This window comes from Roseiconus nitratireducens (genome assembly GCF_008629675.1).
Lineage (GTDB): Bacteria > Planctomycetota > Planctomycetia > Pirellulales > Pirellulaceae > Stieleria > Stieleria nitratireducens.
The window spans coordinates 171,673-186,264 of sequence record NZ_VWOX01000002.1; the positions used below are offsets into that span (position 1 = coordinate 171,673).

General features: G+C 59.6%; 14 protein-coding genes. 5 read left to right on the plus strand and 9 right to left on the minus strand.

Annotation, left to right across the window (positions count from 1 at the left end; genetic code table 11):
* Window positions 1–33 precede the first annotated feature (33 nt).
* The 4 genes from FYK55_RS03270 to FYK55_RS03285 form a co-directional block, all read right to left on the minus strand.
* Window positions 34–1,323, minus strand: coding sequence for a Gfo/Idh/MocA family protein (locus FYK55_RS03270; protein WP_150074851.1), 1,290 nt, complete (start codon window positions 1,321–1,323; stop codon window positions 34–36).
* A 246-nt stretch (window positions 1,324–1,569) separates the two neighbouring features.
* On the minus strand, window positions 1,570–2,943 hold the full coding sequence (locus FYK55_RS03275; RefSeq protein ID WP_150074853.1) for a Gfo/Idh/MocA family protein: 1,374 nt from the start codon (window positions 2,941–2,943) through the stop codon (window positions 1,570–1,572).
* Window positions 2,944–3,087: 144 nt separating this feature from the next.
* A complete protein-coding gene (locus FYK55_RS03280; RefSeq protein WP_235908389.1) occupies window positions 3,088–4,197 on the minus strand; it encodes a formylglycine-generating enzyme family protein in 1,110 nt (369 codons plus the stop codon).
* Window positions 4,194–5,489, minus strand: a complete 1,296-nt coding sequence (locus tag FYK55_RS03285; RefSeq protein ID WP_150074857.1) for a PQQ-binding-like beta-propeller repeat protein — start codon at window positions 5,487–5,489, stop codon at window positions 4,194–4,196. Before FYK55_RS03285 ends, FYK55_RS03280 begins: the two co-directional genes overlap by 4 nt.
* A 254-nt stretch (window positions 5,490–5,743) precedes the next feature.
* Between FYK55_RS03285 and FYK55_RS03290 the strand changes: the two genes are divergently transcribed.
* From FYK55_RS03290 to rpoN, 3 genes are all read left to right on the plus strand, one after another.
* A complete protein-coding gene (locus FYK55_RS03290) occupies window positions 5,744–6,100 on the plus strand; it encodes a YbaB/EbfC family nucleoid-associated protein (protein WP_150074859.1) in 357 nt (118 codons plus the stop codon).
* Window positions 6,101–6,137: 37 nt separating this feature from the next.
* The gene (gene recR, locus FYK55_RS03295) at window positions 6,138–6,737 is read left to right on the plus strand and encodes a recombination mediator RecR (protein ID WP_150074861.1); all 600 of its coding nucleotides are present in this window, start codon (window positions 6,138–6,140) and stop codon (window positions 6,735–6,737) included.
* A 149-nt stretch (window positions 6,738–6,886) separates the two neighbouring features.
* The gene (gene rpoN, locus FYK55_RS03300) at window positions 6,887–8,374 is read left to right on the plus strand and encodes an RNA polymerase factor sigma-54 (protein ID WP_449314224.1); all 1,488 of its coding nucleotides are present in this window, start codon (window positions 6,887–6,889) and stop codon (window positions 8,372–8,374) included.
* 132 nt (window positions 8,375–8,506) lie between these two features.
* Here the strand turns inward: rpoN and FYK55_RS03305 are convergent, their stop codons facing one another.
* The 5 genes from FYK55_RS03305 to FYK55_RS03325 form a co-directional block, all read right to left on the minus strand.
* Window positions 8,507–9,151 (minus strand): 3-keto-disaccharide hydrolase, encoded by a 645-nt coding sequence (locus FYK55_RS03305; protein WP_150074863.1) that lies wholly within the window; start codon window positions 9,149–9,151, stop codon window positions 8,507–8,509.
* Window positions 9,152–9,394: 243 nt separating this feature from the next.
* Complete coding sequence (locus tag FYK55_RS03310; RefSeq protein WP_150074865.1) at window positions 9,395–9,796, minus strand: hypothetical protein; 402 nt, start codon at window positions 9,794–9,796, stop codon at window positions 9,395–9,397.
* Between the two features lie 432 nt (window positions 9,797–10,228).
* On the minus strand, window positions 10,229–11,086 hold the full coding sequence (gene ilvE / locus FYK55_RS03315; protein ID WP_150074867.1) for a branched-chain-amino-acid transaminase: 858 nt from the start codon (window positions 11,084–11,086) through the stop codon (window positions 10,229–10,231).
* Window positions 11,087–11,146: 60 nt separating this feature from the next.
* Window positions 11,147–11,995: an enoyl-ACP reductase FabI gene (locus tag FYK55_RS03320; protein WP_150074869.1), complete on the minus strand. Its 849-nt coding sequence runs from the start codon at window positions 11,993–11,995 to the stop codon at window positions 11,147–11,149.
* Window positions 11,992–12,435, minus strand: a complete 444-nt coding sequence (locus FYK55_RS03325) for a 3-hydroxyacyl-ACP dehydratase FabZ family protein (RefSeq protein WP_150074871.1) — start codon at window positions 12,433–12,435, stop codon at window positions 11,992–11,994. Before FYK55_RS03325 ends, FYK55_RS03320 begins: the two co-directional genes overlap by 4 nt.
* Window positions 12,436–12,701: 266 nt before the next feature.
* Between FYK55_RS03325 and pgsA the strand changes: the two genes are divergently transcribed.
* Together pgsA and FYK55_RS03335 are read left to right on the plus strand one after the other, a co-directional pair.
* Entirely contained in the window at window positions 12,702–13,307 is a 606-nt protein-coding gene (gene pgsA / locus FYK55_RS03330; protein ID WP_235908390.1) for a CDP-diacylglycerol--glycerol-3-phosphate 3-phosphatidyltransferase, read from the plus strand.
* Window positions 13,304–14,368, plus strand: a complete 1,065-nt coding sequence (locus FYK55_RS03335; RefSeq protein ID WP_150074876.1) for a CPBP family intramembrane glutamic endopeptidase — start codon at window positions 13,304–13,306, stop codon at window positions 14,366–14,368. Before pgsA ends, FYK55_RS03335 begins: the two co-directional genes overlap by 4 nt.
* Window positions 14,369–14,592: the final 224 nt, after the last annotated feature.

Consider the following 14,592-nt stretch of genomic DNA (forward strand, 5'->3'; position numbering starts at 1 on the left):
AAAGCCACACCCCGACGCTAAAGAAACAACGCCTTATCCCAATTTCCAGGGCTGACGGTATTCGTACTGCAGCAATGAATTGGCTTCGGCATCGTCGCGGAAACTTTCCGATTCCGCATCCCATTCCAATCGCCGCCCCACGGCATGGGAGATATTTGCAATCAGACTCATCGTCGTGCTGCGGTGGCCAATCTCCACATCGGCGTGCGGCAGGTCCCGACTCTTGACGCAATCCAGGAAATTCCGCGCGTGCATCTCGGTCAGGATGGCGTTGTTCCCGTCGATCTGCTTCTTCTTTGGTTTCATCCGTTCGCCCTTGGGAGCGAACTGGCCACCTGTCTCGGGAATGATCTCGTAGGCGCGTTCGCTGACAAAACAGGTCCCGTCGGTGCCCCGCAACTCGATTTCTCCATTGGGAAATGGCCGGTGCCCGCTGGTTTCATATTGACCAAAGATTGCCAGGCGCCCTGAATCGAATTGGAAGGTCACCTGCAACGTGTCCGGAATCGTTCGGTCATCGTCGACCGCGAACTGCCCGCCCATCGCACAGACGCTGCTCGGGGCAAGGTCGCCGGTGCACCACCGGATCGCGTCCAAGTAGTGGACTCCCCAGTTCCCCATCTGCGATGAGTACTGTTGCCACCAGCGAAACTTGTACGGTGCAATGTTGCTCTGGTACTCCCGTTCCGGACGCGGTCCCAGCCACATATCCCAGTCCAGCGTCTTGGGTGGCGCGGTCGGCTGTTCCCGTCCGATCCCGTTGGGAAACATGTTGCTGGTGCGATACGCCCGGCTGACGCAAACCTTTCCGATCAGTCCATCCCGAACTTGCGGCGCCAATTCGCGATACAGCGGACTACTGCGGCGATGCGTTCCGACCTGCACGATGCGGTTGTTGCGACGGGCGGCGTTGACCATCGCCCGACCTTCTCGCACGGTGATCGAAAGCGGCTTCTCCACGTACACGTCTTTCCCCGCGTCACACGCGGTGATCGTCTGGATCGCATGCCAGTGGTCGGGCGTCGCAATGACCACCGCATCAATGTCGTCGCGATCGATCACCTGCCGAAAATCGTCATAGGCCTTGGGTTTGCCTTCCAGTTTGTCGACGGACTTTTGCAACGTCACCGAATCCACGTCGCAGACGGCAACGATCTCACAATCGGAATGCGGCAGAAACGCGTCGATCAGCTGGCTTCCCCGGTTGGCCGTCCCGATGACTCCGATCCGAATTCGGTTGCTGGCGGTGGCGGCGGAAACGCCCGAAGCTAAGGTGGAGGATGCCGCGGTCACGGCTGCAGCAAATTGACGTCGATTCGGCATCGTTGGGATCCCGGTGAGAGAAGATAACAAGTCGTTGGCAATGACGACCGACCGACGGTCATCACCTGGAAACCATGGACTGCCCCGTCATTGCCGACGAAGCAGCGTGATCAGGTACATCGTGGACGCACGCGGACACGGGAGAGCGGGCCGTCGTGATGGCACCGCGGCCCCAAAGGTCGGCCAGCGCGCCGAGCGCGGCATCAAACGTTCGCCGCCGGTCGGCAAGACGTCCGTCAGCGTCGATCAAAGGTATTCGCGCCGCTTGACCAGACCGGGCATCGGCACGCTGTACTTTCCATCGGCATTGGCTTTCAACGGAGATTCAGAATCCAGGGTCAACTTGTCGATCCCCGGGCCGAACTCGTGGTCGTGCTTCATGAACGCTTCCAAAGTGATCTCCTGACCGGTGTGGGCAGCCATCCGCCCCATGCTTGTCACCGCGCTGGCCATCACACCGCGCTCCACTTCGTTGTACGTTTGGTCTTCGCGAACAGCCCGGATCAAGTCGTCCCATTCCAACTGGTAAGGGTTCGGCTCCGGTTGAGGGTAGGCCCAGACCAGATTGGCGTCGTCAGCATTCTGACCGCGATAGATTCGCGATTTGGCCGGCGTGTGCGACGCAGTGGAGATGATCCCCAGGCCTTTGGTTCCGTGGGCGAAACTGGCAAATTCACGTTTGCACCCCGGGATCGTCCGTCCGTCGACGAACAGCTTGGTCCCGTCCGCGAAGGTGTACTCGATGTCGTAAACGTCAAAGTTCTGGTCGACGTTGTCGCCGCGATAGTGACGTCCGCCACAAGCGATGGCTCTTTCCGGCCAAGCGTTCTTCATCCAACACGATTCATCGATGTTGTGAATCAAGAAGTCGCTGACCGCTCCGCCGCTCAGCCACAAAAACCCGTGGAAGTGTTTGATCTGGTATTGCAACTCGCTCAGGTCGCCGTTGTTCGGCGGCGCAGCGGCCGAACCGGTGGGTCCCGCCATGCGGTACGCCCGCATCATCAGGATGTCTCCCAGCTCGCCATTCTGAATCCGGTCAAACAGTTCCTGCCGTGCGACGCAGTGGCGGCACATCAAACCCACCGCCACCTTCAAGTTCTTATCGATTGCTTTCTTGTTGAGTTCCAGCATTCGCACCGAGGTGGGGGCATCGACGGTCACCGGCTTTTCCATGAACACGTTCAAACCACGCTCGATGGCGTAGGTGTACTGCACCCAACGGAACGCCGGCGGCGTCGCCAGAATCACGATGTCCCCCGGCTCCAGGGTGTCCATGACCTTCTTGTACGCGTCAAATCCCACGTGACGACGTTCTTCGGGGACGTCGACCTTGCTGCCGACTTCTTTGTGCGTCGACAGCGAAGCATGCGTGCTTTTCAGTTTGTTTTCGAAAACATCCGCCAGAGCAACCAGCTTGATCGGGCCGTTGTCCACCGAAAGCGCGTTCAGCGCTGCTCCCGTTCCGCGGCCGCCGCAGCCGACCAACCCGATCCGAATGGTGTTGTCTTCGGCCGCGTGAACACGATGGCCGGCTGCTGCGGCCAGCGTCGTGGCTGCTGCGGCGGCTTTGGTCGATGTGTGCAAGAACTGTCGGCGAGTCGATTGTGGTGAAGTCATCTGATTCTGTTGGTGGGAGAAAAATGGACGAGAAGCGGGGAGGTTGGGGAAAGGCACGTGGGGTTCGTGCGGGCAACGGACAATGCAATCGCTGAACGGGCGGCCGATTGGAAAAGCGGCCGCACAGTCGGATGATTCCTCGGGTTATTCTTCGGGGTCTTTTTGTTCGGGCTCAGTCTTGTCCCACTTGGCGGCTTTCTGATCGTCGGAGGGCTCGTTCAGCGGCCGCACGACGCGAAACCCGACCGACAGCGCGTCGGTGTGATACCAAATGCTTCGCGGGATTTGGGGGTCCTGTTGTTTCCAGTCTTCTTCTGACGCCTTGCGGGCGGCGCTGCGCAGCACTTCGGGGTCGTCATCCCATCCGCCGCCGCGAACGACTCGCGGGTAAAGCGTTTTTGGGACGGCCAACGGATCAAGCGCCTCTTGGATTGAATCGTAGGGGGTGTACTGGTCCAGCACCCATTCGGAAACGTTCCCGTGCATGTCGTACAATCCCCAGGGGTTGGGCTTCTTCTGACCAACGCGTTGGTAACTGTCGTCACTGTTGTCAAAGAACCACGCGTAGTCCTCCAGCTTGTCGGGATCGTCGCCGAACGAATAGGCGGTTTCCGTTCCGGCGCGACATGCGTATTCCCATTCGGCTTCGGTCGGCAAACGGTAGTAACGGCCGGTCTTGGCGGACAGCCATTTGCAGTAAGTCCTCGCGGCGTGTTGCGTCATGCAGATTGCAGGATAATTCCCGCGTCCCATGCCAAAGCTCATGTCCGTGTACGGTTCGGTGGGTTTGGAAACGCCGTCGACCGCTTCGTCGCGAGACGTCTTGGCGAGCGACAGCATCTGCCGACGCAGCTGGTCGATCTCTTCGTTCCAGACGTCGTACTGGTCCCAAGTGATCTCATGCTTGCTCATCCAGAACGGAGAGACGGAGACGACCCGCTGCGGCCCTTCGTCCTCGTTTCGATCGGCTTCCTGGTCCGGACTCCCCATGCGGAACTTGCCACCGGGGATCGGAACCATTTCGATTTTCAGCTCGGTGTGTTCAATCACCTCCGCGTAGGGCTTCATCTCCCCTTCACTGGACGCCATTGCATCCGGAATCTCCAGCGGCGCGGGACGGCTGGGCGCCTCCGCTTGCGCGTGCATCGCGCTCCATGACGAGCCCCAGGCCAACAACAAACAGGTAGAAACGGTTCGCAGCATCGCAGTCGAATGGATGAAAGTAGAAAACAGGTGAAAGGAAGAAACCGTCAATTGGAATCTGTACGAATGCAGTACAGGCATTGATCGCTTCTGAGCAGCAGGCGATCGCCGACGATCGCCGGAGTGGCGTTGAATCTCTCTTCGGAATCGCCAAGCCGGTTGACGGCCAATTCGTTGTACTTGGGCCCCGCGTCGAGCACCAAGACGCCGGCGTCACGCGTTGTCAGGAACAACCGTTTGCCGTCACTGACAATCGAAGCGTAGACCCGCGCGCGTGTGGGCATTCGCTCGCGAAACATTTCCTCACCGTCGGAGGCACGCAGGCACAACGCGATCGCTTTGTCGTGCGACCAGTACAAATAGTCGCCGACCAGAATCGGGCTGGTCACGTTGGCACCCCGCGACTGTTCCCACAGCAGATGTGATTCGGAGACGTCGCCGCGTCCGCCGGCGCGAATCGCAAACGTCTTGTTTGATCGGCCTCCGCTGCAATAAAGCACATCGCCACGCGCGATCACGCACGGCACCACGTAGTCGCCGATCGCATCGCATTGCCACAAGCGATCACCGGTGTCGGGATCAAATCCCAGCACGGCGCCTTTCTGGTTGACGATCAATTCGGTCTTTCCGCCGGGCAACTCCACCAGCGTGGGCGTCGTCCAGGCACGGTCAATCGAATCCGCTTGCCAACGGATTTCGCCGGTCGCTTTGTCCAGGGCGAACAGTTTCCCCGATTCGATCGATGCATTCTGGATCACCAGATCACGATAAAGAATCGGGCTGGCAGCGGCACCAAATCCAGCCGTTTCGCCGCCGACATTGCGTCGCCAAAGCAATTCGCCGTCATGTGAAACGGCCGCCACGCCGGAGGGACCAAACGAGGCATACACCGCGGACCCGTCGGCGCAAGGTGTTGGCGAGGCGTAACCGTGCTCCGCGATCCGTTTCCCGACCGGTTGCTCTTCCGACGATGGCTCAATTTCGCAGTCCCAGATCAGTTCGCCGTTGTCCAGGCCGATGCACAAGACATGCAGCCGCAATGCCGACCGCTCCCCCGGGTCCTCCACGTCCAAGCCGTAGCCGTCGTAGGCGGTCAGGTAAATGTGGTCGTTCCAAACGACCGGACTACTGCTGCCCTTGCCCGGCAGTTCCGTTTTCCAAGCCAGGTTTTTCTGATCGCTCCACTGGACCGGCAGATCGGCATCCGCCACGCCCGATGCCTGAGGACCGCGAAACCGCGTCCAAGAATCTCGCCTCCCATCAACATCTTGGGACGCCGCGATGCCGGCAGCCAAAGTCGCAGACGCCAGCAACACCGAGAGCAGGAAGAATCGCGGCAGCATCAGGAGTCAAAATCGGTGGGAAGGAGAGTTCAGGCGGGACCCGTCATTCTATTCGACCGCACGACCAGCGTGGGAAACCTGCCGGACGCTTTTTCGCGACGCCGATCGGGTGGCCGCCGGGGAAGCGGAGGCCTGGATTTCGGCCGCCCGCCAGCGTCACGGGCCGCCGGGGATCTTATTCCGCCCCCGTTTCCATTCCGCTACAATCCCCTGCCCTCTGGCAACGCTTCCGGCCCCGCAGTATCGGCGAAATCATGTTCAAAGGTCTTGGTAATCTCGGCAACATCGCTTCCATGATGGGGGCGTTCAAAGAGCTGCCGCAAAAGATGCAGGAACTCAATACGCGGATGAAATCCGAACACGTCTCCGGTAGCTCCAGCTGCGGGCGAGTTTTGGTGGTGGTCAACTGCGTCGGCGAAGTCCAATCCGTCACGATCATTGAAGTCGAGCTGGAAAAGGCCGAATTGGAACAGGCCGTGACCGAAGCCACCAACCAGGCCGGAGCGACCGCCAAACAGACCTACGCCGATTCGATTCGGGACATGGTCTCCGAGATGAACCTGGACATGCCCGGCATTGACGGTCTGCTGACGTCCTTCACCGGCAACTGATCGACGCCAGCCTTCAACGCAAGCGGGAAAGCACGTGGTGGACAAACACGCCGGGGCCGTTTCGGAACTGGTCGATCAGCTTGGACGACTTCCCGGTATCGGCCGCAAGAGCGCTGAACGCCTGGCATTTCACCTGTTGCGGATCCCCGAAGGAGAAGCTTTGGCATTGGCCGAAGCCATCCGTCGGATCCGCAACGACGTCCGCTATTGCAGCGTCTGCTTCAACCTCTGCGAAGGCGACCTGTGCTCGATCTGTCGCTCGGACAACCGGGACTCCACCCGGCTGTGCATTGTCGAACAGCCACGTGATTTGATGAGCCTGGAGCAGTCCCAGGCTTTTCAGGGGCTGTACCACGTGCTGCTGGGGCGGATCGCCCCGCTGGAAGGCATCGGCCCGGATCAGTTGACGATTGACGCTCTGGTCGATCGGGTCCGCGAAGGCAACTTCAGTGAAGTCATCATGGCGACCAACCCCACGGTCGAAGGCGACGGGACCTCGCTGTACATCAGCAACCTGCTGTCCGAGTTCCCGATCCAGATCACCCGGCTGGCCCGGGGAATCACCGCCGGAAGCATTCTGGAATACGCCAACCGCGAAATGATCGCCGATGCGATCACCGGAAGGCAAAAATTGTGACGATTGGCACACTATGTGCTTGCCAGTGGCGCAAAAACGCTATGATGGGGCTGGCTGAAGGATGCTGGCCTATCCACCGGGTGATGTGACGACGGTGGTCGAAAGTGCATCTCAGACGTGGATAAATGAATCCGATGAGTGGAATGCGAATGTCGATGGGCCTTCAGGCCCGCCAGATGCAAGTCCAAAAGCTTGCCCCGCGGATGATCCAATCGATGGAGATCCTGCAGCTGCCGATGCTGGCGCTGCAGGAACGCATCGAACAGGAAATGAACGAGAATCCGCTTCTGGAACAGCAGGATATTGACAATCCCGCCAACGACGACAACGACGAACCGCCATCGGCGGACACCCGCAGCGAGGACGAAAAGGAGCTGGTCGTCGACGAAGGTGGCGACAACTCGGACGATTTCGAGCGGCTGCAGAACATGGTTTCCGAGCTGCCCAGCACGTTTGATGACTCCTTCCGGCGCTCCGCGGGCCGGATGCAGGAAGAGGCCGATCGACGCCACGACTTGATGGCCAACGCCCAATCGCGGCCGGAATCGTTGAACGACTACCTGCTGCACCAGCTGGCCGAGCTGGACATCGACGACGACGTCGAACGGCTGGCCGAACGCATCATCAGCACGCTGGACGCTCGCGACGGCGGCTACCTGCGGTCGCCCCTGGCCGATCTGCTTCCGAGCGATCACAGCGTCAAGGACTACGAAGTGGCCGAAAAAGCACTCGCGGTCGTCCAGTCGCTCGAACCCACCGGCATCGCCGCCCGCAGTCTCAGCGAGTGCCTGCTGATGCAGTTACGCCCGGAATTTCCGCATTACGAGGAAATGGAAAAGCTGATCAGCGAGCACCTGGAGGATCTGGCAGCCAACCGCCTGCCGCAGATCCAAAAGAAAACCGGGTATTCGATCGAGCTGATCCAGACGGTTCGCGAAGAGCTGCAGGTCCTGAATCCGAAACCGGGCGCCGCGTTCATGGAGACCTACGTCCCCAACGTCACGCCGGACATCATCCTGGAGCAGGACGAAAACGGTGAGTACAAAATTCGGCTGGACGACGACCGGGTTCCCACCCTGTACATCAGTGAGTACTACCGTCGTCGCTTGGAAGACCCTTCATGCACGCCGGAAGAACGCGAGTACATCAAACGCAAGATCAACAGTGCCCAGTGGTTGATCGAATCGATCGAACAACGTCGAAGCACATTGACCAAGGTTGCCGAGGCCATCGTCGCCCACCAAAAGCGGTTCTTTGAAGAAGGCCCGGAAGCGATTGAGCCTCTGAAAATGCAACAGATCGCGGAGAAGGTTGGCGTGCACGTCACCACGGTCAGCCGTGCGGTCAACGACAAGTGGATGCAAACACCACGCGGCATCATCCCCTTGCATCGTCTGTTCGTCGGCGGCACGCAGACCGAAGACGGAGAAGACGTCGCCTGGGATACGATCCGGCTGAAACTTCAGGAGTTGATCGACAACGAAGACAAGAGCGATCCGCTCAGCGATGAAGGCCTGGTCAAGAAGCTGGCAGAATCAGGCATGACCGTCGCCCGCCGCACCGTCACCAAGTACCGCAAGCGGATGGGAATTCCCAGCAGCCGCCAACGGAAAGACTGGTCGCTGGCGAAGAAGTAATGCGCTTGAAGATGCGCTGCAGGGCAAGCAACGCGTGCCGGTGCGTCAAAGAAACACCCCCGTAGATCACGCCGTCATGCACAGCATGACCTACGTGGATGACACGCGTTCCACCTTGATGGTAAGGTGGATCTACAGCTTCTTGACGCGGATGTTTTTGAAGTAAACCTTGCTGTCAGGATCATGTGCCTGCAGTGCGAAGGTGCCTTCGCCAAGGCGTCGTTCAAAGTCGTTGCTGAACGCTTCCTTGTTCTCCGGCTCCGTGTAGTCGACCAACGTCTCGCCGTTGACGATCAGCTGGATGTGACGTCCTTTGACGATGATTTCCTGGGTGTACCACTCGTTGTCTTTCACCCCCGGGTCGTCGACGTTTTCCACACCGTACAGGCTGCTGGTCTTCTTAGGATCGCCGTGGGAAACGTTGACCTGGCATTCGTACCCGTAACGCGGCCAGCCGGTCGGCTGGTACTTGGTGTGAAAGTAGATCCCGGCGTTGCTGCCCGGTGTGGTTTTGACATCGCATTTGAAGTGAAAGTCATCAAACGGTGCCAGGTCACCCACGTAAAACAGGTGGCAACGAGCGCCGTCGCAGACCAGAGCACCGTCTTCGACGTGCCAGGCATTCTGGTTCTCTTCGGCCAACTTCCAATTGTCCATCGACTTGCCGTCGAAGATCGTCGTGAACCCGGTTTCCGTCTTCGGCTCTTCGGCGTTCAAATTCGTGGACAGGCAGACGACGCCGAAAACGGCGATCAGGGAAAACAGTGTGAGGCGCATGGGGGTCTCAAGCTTGTGGGAGGAACAGGGACACGGAAAATATCGTATCACGCGGCGCGGCGAAGCAGTTGCCGCACTGGACACGCGGGGGCGAACGGCGGATCGGCCAGTGCCCGCCCGCCGGATCGTGATGTGAGATGTCAACGGTGAACCGTAAAAAAACGCTTGCCGTCGACCACGATCGGCAAGCGTTTCGATTCGTTTCCGGGGATCGGACAGCGTCCGAAGTCCGACGCGACAGGATCAGTCGTCCAGTCCGGCGTCGGTCGCGGGCAATTCGCTGTTCTTGATCTTGGCGGCGAACTCTTTGCCGTCCTTGCTCTTCTTTTCGCCAGCCTTCTTCAGCCCCTCGGTGATCTTCTTGGCGGCTTCTTCCGGATTGGCTGTCACGTAGTCCTTCGGGAAATCCTCGGCCTTCAAGAATTCATTGACGGCTTTGCCATATTCGTTGCGGACTTTTTTCTTGTCTTCGCCTTTGACGTGGCACACGTAGCAACCGGCCTTGCGGGCCGTCTTCACGAAATCTTCGTTGACGTCATCGCCGCTCAAATAAGTTTCTTTCCATTGCTTGTTGAAAGTGCTAGTTGCCAACACCGGGCTGGCGATCAAAGCAAAACAACTAAACAGGATTGCGAACCGTTTCATGCAGTGTCTCCGAGGGAAATGTGTGTGCCTCACTTGGGGGCACGCCCCGAGATGGGGGCAAAGGTGGGTAGGTGGAGCGGGAATGCGATGCTTCCGCCGCTCCACATTAAGCCTCAATGGGCCTCAAAAGTCAAATCGGGGCAGGCTCAAATCGCTGTATTTCTTGCTAAACAAGCCCTTTTGACACCCGACTCGCTGGACGGCGCCCCTCTCAATCAAAAACACCATGATTTGCGGTGCAATGACCGGCAAGACGCTCGCCGCCGGTGGAGGCGGGAAAACCCGCGGCTGGCGCCACGCGGCTCACCAAACTGGCGCTGTCCAGCCAGGCTCCGTCTGAAAAACCGATCGCCGGGGCTCGTTGCCACCGGATGGCGGCAGACTGGACGGCCGTGGACGCAACGGCGGAAGAATGTCCATCGGCCAATCGACTCACTGGCGGACCAGTTTCCGGAAAGCTTCGTTCAGTTTTTTGGTGATCGGGCCGACATTGCCGTCGCCAATGTCACGACCGTCAAGCTTGACCGCCGGAATCACCTCGGCGGCACTGCCGGTCAGAAAGCATTCGTCGGCCACATAAATGTCGTGGCGGGTCATCGGACACTCGGAGGTTTCGATGCCTGCCTCCCGTGCCAACTCCAGCACCGCATCCCGCGTGATCCCCTGCAGGATACCGGCCTCGACCGGCGGCGTGGAAAGCCGGCCGTTTTTGACAATGAACAAGTTGTCGCCGGTGCATTCGGCCACCTCGCCCTTGTGGTTCAGCATCAGGGCTTCAACGCACCCGGCCTTCAAACCCTCCATCTTTGCCAAGATGTTGTTCAGGTAGTTCAGCGACTTGATTCGGGGGCTGAGTGCAGCCGGATGATTCCGAATCGTCGACGCGGTCACCAGTTCCAGTCCGTTCTCATAGAAGGATTCCGGGTACAACGTGATGCTGTCGGCAATGATGATTACTTGCGGATCGGAACATTTGAACGGGTCCAGCCCCAGCGGCCCGCTTCCCCGCGTGACGACCAACCGAATGTAGCCATCCTCAATCGCGTTTTTCTTGACCGTCGCGTTGACGTCCTCTGCCAGCTGCTCCATCGAGATGGGGAACGGCAACCCGATGGCCCGCCCGGATTCCTCCAACCGAACCAGGTGCTCCTTCAATCGGAACACCTTTCCGCCATAGATCCGCATCCCTTCGAAAACCCCGTCGCCATACAACAGCCCATGGTCGTAGACGCTGATTTTGGCATTCTCAGAATCGAAGAATTGGCCGTTGATGTAAATCTGGCGGGACATCGTGATGGTTGGTGTGAATGAATGATTGAACGGAAATGGATCGCCCGGCAGCCGACGTGGTCAGCGGACCTCGGAGTCGGTGACGGCTTGGACGACCGCGGCGTCAAAATAGTTGATGGCCATTCCGGCGTCGACGACGATTGACTGCGCCGTGATGCCGCTGCTGCGGGGTGAGAGCAAAAAGACAGCCGTCTGCGCCACTTCGGCGGTCTGCACGGCCTGTCCCCGCGGAATCACCCGTTCGGCATACAGATACGAATCGACGTAGCCGGGGATCCCTGCCGACGCGCTGGTCTTCAACAGCCCCGCGGCCACGGCATTGAATCGAACCCGGCTGAACCGGCTGAACGATTTGGTCAGGAATGCCAGGGACGATTCCAACGCGGCCTTGATGGGTGCCATGAACCCGTAACTTTCGCTGGCCATCCGCGTGGTGCTGATGCCGATCGTGACGACCGACGCGTCCGGATCGAATCGGTCTTTCAACGCGTTGCACAAATTGATCAGCGAGTAGGCGGAGATATCGACGGCCTGCAGGAACTGCTGCCGCGTCGTTTCGTGAAATGGACGAATCCCTTCTGGATAGTCCGCGAAAGCGATGGCGTGGACCAATCCATGAAGAGAGACTCCCTCCTCGGCCAACTGGTTCGCCAACGCATCGATCTGACTCTGGTCCTCGACATCACACACGCGAACGTCGCGATCGGCGAGCAACTTGGCGGTGCTTTGTCGACGCGATTCACTGCGGACCGAATAGATCACCTGACCGCCGGCCTGTTCGATCAGCCTGGCGATCGCAAATGCGACGCTCTTCTTGTTGGCAACTCCCAGTACCAGAAAGGTCTTTCCGGCAAGCTGCAAGAAATCAAACGCCTCCCCGGCGGGGGCCGACTTCGCGCGATCGTTCAAACCGATGCCTCCTTGGCCGTCCGGGTAATGCTGCAGGCAAAGTCCAGCCGCATCGCGGGCTTGCCGTCAAGCAACATTTTCCCGGTCAAGAAGTAGGCATTGCTGACACTCTCCTTCAGCTCCACGTGGATCTGAACCGTGTCGCCGGGACGCACCATGCGTTTGAACTTGACGCTGTCCATGCGGGTCGCCACCGGCACACTGCCCTGCTCATCTTGAAGCTGCTTTTGCAGCAACACCGCACCGGCCTGCAGGCAGCATTCGCACTGGATCACCCCCGGTACGATCGGGTCACCGGGAAAGTGTCCCTGCACGAAAAACTCGTCGTCGCCAAACGTCTTCTCGCAAACGATGTTGTCCCCGTCCTGCGAGACGATACGATCCAGCAACAGCATCGGCTCGCGGTGCGGGATCGCCGCTTCGATTTCTTGCTTGTTCATGTTCGGTAATTGAATTTCTGGAGTAAAACGCGCCAAGCCCGGGATTGGCCAAGGGCCGGTCGCCGGCGGGCTGAAACGAAGATCTGCGTCGCGGGAAAACGCGTTCCCGCGCCCGGATTCAGGCGAAGAGCGCCGGTCACAACGGGCTCCTTGCCGATGGGCCCCCGGCTGTCAGGTCAGGCCCGGACTGCTGCCCCTTTCCTACCCGGCCGGAGAAGATCATCATGAGCGGGATATTGACTGCAGGCAAAACGAGTGGAAAAGCTTTGAGAGCTCCCGAATCGCGTTCGATCTTCAATGTCCCCAACGTCCTGACCAGCATTCGCTTTTGTTTGGCGATTGCGGTCATGGCCTTGATTCCGACGGGGCATTACCTGCTGGCGACGATCATTTTTCTGGTCGCCGCGTCGACCGATTGGATGGACGGCTACTGGGCCCGCAAGTACGGCCAGGTCACCAAATTCGGCCGAATTTTTGATCCTTTCGTCGACAAGATCATCATCTGCGGCTCCTTCATCGCCCTGGTGGGCATTGAGGGATCGCTGATCGCGTCCTGGATGGCGACGATTGTCGTCGGGCGAGAATTGCTGGTCACCAGCCTGCGCGGGATGGTCGAAGGCAGCGGCAAAGATTTCTCGGCCAGCTGGTTGGGCAAGTGGAAAATGGTGCTGCAATGCGCCGCCATCGTCTCGACGCTGCTGTGCCTGATCAGCCCACCGCCGGCGACCTGGCTGTGGATCACGACCAACGTGCTGGTCTGGTCCGCAATCCTCCTGACCGTCTACTCGGGCTACGACTACACGGTGACGGCGGCCCGGTTGATGCAAACCCAGCCTGATGACCCTGACGCATCGGAACCAGCTTCGGAATGACTCACGAAGCTCTCTACACGGCCGGTTTCGCCCTGATCGCCGCGTCGGTCGTTGCGGCGCTGCTGGCCGGGTGTGTGCTGTGGATCCGCTGGTTCGCGGGCAAATCCAAGCGGAATCTGTGTGGCGACGTTTCGCAGGAACTGATCACCCGCCAACCGCAGCCGACCCCGCGGTGGACCGTCTTCGACTTCCTGTTGATGTTCGGTCTGTTCATCCTGGCCGCCAGCCTGCTTTCCGGGGGCCGGCTTCCCAGCGGCGACCTGCCGGCCGAGCCGCTGCCTGCCGGCGCAAATCAGGCCAATTCGGGCCAGGCCGTTTCGCAGCAAGCGTTGTCCTCCGCCCGTCCGATCGCGGACAGGTCCGTCGAGAGAACTGAGGATGCGACGGAATCGTTGCCGGATTCACAAGCCACGTCGGTGACGGAGCGTTCCCCGGCAACCCCTTCGCTGCGACAACAAATCCGTGCTCACTTTTATGCCAATCTGATCGCGTTCGGACTGACGCTGGCCTACTTGCGAGTGCTCAACGGAGCCACGCTCTCCAATCTGGGGCTGATCCCGACGCTCTCCGATCTTCGTCGCGGCGTGATCGCCACGCTTTGGATTCTGACTCCGGTCTTGCTGGTCAACATCGTGGTGGTCCAATTGATTCAGTACGAGCATTCGGTCACCAACCTGCTCGCCGACGACACGCGTCTGGGGACCTTCCTGTTTCTGCTGCTATCGGCCGGGTTTGTCACGCCGATTGTCGAAGAGTTCCAGTTTCGGCTATTGCTTCAGGGCGGTCTGCAACAGTTTGCCGATCCGCCGCCGGCCAACGACGGGACGTCGAACTGGATGCCACGTTCGTTCTGGCCGATCGTGGTGACCAGCCTGATTTTTGCCGGGATGCATTGGGGACAAGGCGGCGCTCCCATCCCGTTGTTTTTCCTCTCCGTGGGACTGGGAGCCTTGTATCAAGGAACCGGCCGATTGACTCCCGCGATCGTCGTGCACCTGTTGTTGAACACCGCGACCTTGTGCATGGAATTCTGCCGCATCAACGCCAACATCCAAACCTGACCGCTGGACCGGGTCCAGCGTCGATGACGGAGATTGGGGGCGTTGCCGCCAGAGCACAAACGGCGGGGCCTTCGGCCCGCCAATCCCGTGACCGATGGGGGCGATGCCCCGGCCGTTTGTTCCCAAACGATGTTCGACCGCCAGGCATTAACGACAGGGGCAACGCCCCGTCCGTTTACCCAGCCCGGCCCAACGGGCCGGGAAAACGGCATCCCCATCCAACG

What these genes read in the sequence shown, in the direction of transcription:
- FYK55_RS03270 (WP_150074851.1), bottom strand. Translation starts at nt 1,323, where the DNA reads ATGCCGAATCGACGTCAATTTGCTGCAGCCGTGACCGCGGCATCCTCC.
- FYK55_RS03275 (WP_150074853.1), bottom strand. Translation starts at nt 2,943, where the DNA reads ATGACTTCACCACAATCGACTCGCCGACAGTTCTTGCACACATCGACC.
- FYK55_RS03285 (WP_150074857.1), bottom strand. Translation starts at nt 5,489, where the DNA reads ATGCTGCCGCGATTCTTCCTGCTCTCGGTGTTGCTGGCGTCTGCGACT.
- FYK55_RS03290 (WP_150074859.1), top strand. Translation starts at nt 5,744, where the DNA reads ATGTTCAAAGGTCTTGGTAATCTCGGCAACATCGCTTCCATGATGGGG.
- rpoN (WP_449314224.1), top strand. Translation starts at nt 6,887, where the DNA reads ATGTCGATGGGCCTTCAGGCCCGCCAGATGCAAGTCCAAAAGCTTGCC.
- FYK55_RS03305 (WP_150074863.1), bottom strand. Translation starts at nt 9,151, where the DNA reads ATGCGCCTCACACTGTTTTCCCTGATCGCCGTTTTCGGCGTCGTCTGC.
- FYK55_RS03310 (WP_150074865.1), bottom strand. Translation starts at nt 9,796, where the DNA reads ATGAAACGGTTCGCAATCCTGTTTAGTTGTTTTGCTTTGATCGCCAGC.
- ilvE (WP_150074867.1), bottom strand. Translation starts at nt 11,086, where the DNA reads ATGTCCCGCCAGATTTACATCAACGGCCAATTCTTCGATTCTGAGAAT.
- FYK55_RS03325 (WP_150074871.1), bottom strand. Translation starts at nt 12,435, where the DNA reads ATGAACAAGCAAGAAATCGAAGCGGCGATCCCGCACCGCGAGCCGATG.
- FYK55_RS03335 (WP_150074876.1), top strand. Translation starts at nt 13,304, where the DNA reads ATGACTCACGAAGCTCTCTACACGGCCGGTTTCGCCCTGATCGCCGCG.